The organism is Shinella sp., assembly GCF_052438155.1.
GTDB lineage: Bacteria > Pseudomonadota > Alphaproteobacteria > Rhizobiales > Rhizobiaceae > Shinella.
The window spans coordinates 1-1,568 of record NZ_JBQVPI010000102.1 but is presented as its reverse complement, the minus strand read 5'-3'; the positions used below and the strand labels follow the sequence as shown (position 1 = coordinate 1,568).

Here is a 1,568-nt window from a genome sequence, read left to right as displayed (position 1 = left end):
ACGTAGGATTGCTGTTGGAGGCCGAGAGGGTGACTGTCGGGGTGGCCTGTCCGACGGTAACGGTAGCGGCGGCCGATGTGGCAGTCGCATTGTTGGTATCGCCAGCATAAACGGCGGTGATGGAACGCGCGCCGAGTGCCAGGGCCGAGGTGCTGAAGGTCGCCGTGGTTCCGGAGATCGTGCCGGTGCCGAGCGTGGCGGCGCCGTCCTTGAAGGTGACGGTTCCGGTCGGCGACGCGCCGCCGGCCAGCGTGGCGGTGAGGGTTACCGGCGCGCCGAACGTAGGATTGCTGTTGGACGCCGAGACGGAAATTGTCGGGGTGGCCTGACCGGGGGGCAGGCTCACAAAGGAAAATACAATGGTTCCGTTTCCATCTTGCGCATAGGGAACATTGAAAGTTATCTTTTTGGCACTGGCCGTGGCGCTATAGAGGCCCGCGTTTGGCGCTGTACCGCCTGCTCCGCTGATGGAGGTGAATTCCGTCAGCGTTCCGCCGGAAAATTGAAGGTCGAATGAATTGACGCTCCACGGCTGATCATAATTCATCGTGATCGTAACCGTGCTGGCAATCGGGTTTACGTCGACAAGGATCGCCTGACCGCCACCAGACACATCGAACTCCGTACCGGCGCCTACGGCATATGGCCCATCGCTATATGCCGCTTCCGCCGAGTGTAGCAGCACATTTGCTCCGACGACGGTCGCATGGGTTGCAGATACCGAGAGGGTAATCGCAGCAGCAGCCATAAAGGCGAGGCGTAAATTCCAGGCCACCCGCGCGCTGGCATCGAAAGCGACTGCAAGCAAAAGCTTCAACGGCGCCATTCGCCCCTCTTTGGTGGCCCATGCCGGAACCGCCAGCGAGGTCATGGCGGCCAGAATCAGGAGGGGCGGCAAGAGAAGCTGTGTAAGACGCTTTGCCCAAAACGCGAGAAGCGCTGGACGCAGGCGTTTAAACGGCGATGCGCCGTTCTCCGATTTGTGTGCATGCAAAACATTGAAAAAATTCATAAAAATATCCCCGCCCTTCTGTGACGGCACTCATTAATCAATAGTGCCGCCGACTGGCCCCCGCCGGTCTTGCTGTTCTTTGCTTTTAAGCCCCTGAGAACAACCGAATCTCTCTTGCAGGATTTTCTCATTCAAGGAAAGGACCTGAATACCCGTTCACGTTGAAAAACTGATGTTTCAAACCGTTCTCGTTAACCTGCGCGCCGCGGTTGTCCTGCATGGACTGGAGGTCAGTTCGCTTGCCGGTGTAGATACCCCCTATCTGCAATCACCGGTGAGAGGTGCGGTTGCACAAAATCAAACAGTCCGCAGCGGCTTGCAACGATTGGGGAGGCAACGGGGCACTGTAACGTTTGGAGTGCGCCCCTGAGTGCGGACAGATAGGCTCGATGAATTGACCGGGAGTTGTCACGTTATCAAGCGTTGAGCGGTCTTTGTCGCAGGCAGCCTGCTATCAAGCAGCCGCGCCGGTGACGGCACTTCCAGTGCGCCATTGCGCGGATGCGATGAATGTGGGTGGCCAGTGCGGATCGTTTGTGAGGTGGGATGACGAAGA

At 58.2% G+C, this 1,568-nt stretch carries 1 protein-coding gene; it reads right to left on the bottom strand.

The genetic code is table 11. The features are described from left to right. Nucleotides 1-1,012: Ig-like domain-containing protein (locus ACT6VE_RS34810; protein ID WP_444802656.1), on the bottom strand; the 1,012-nt coding region annotated here is incomplete at its 3' end. Between the last annotated feature and the right edge of the window lie 556 nt (nucleotides 1,013-1,568).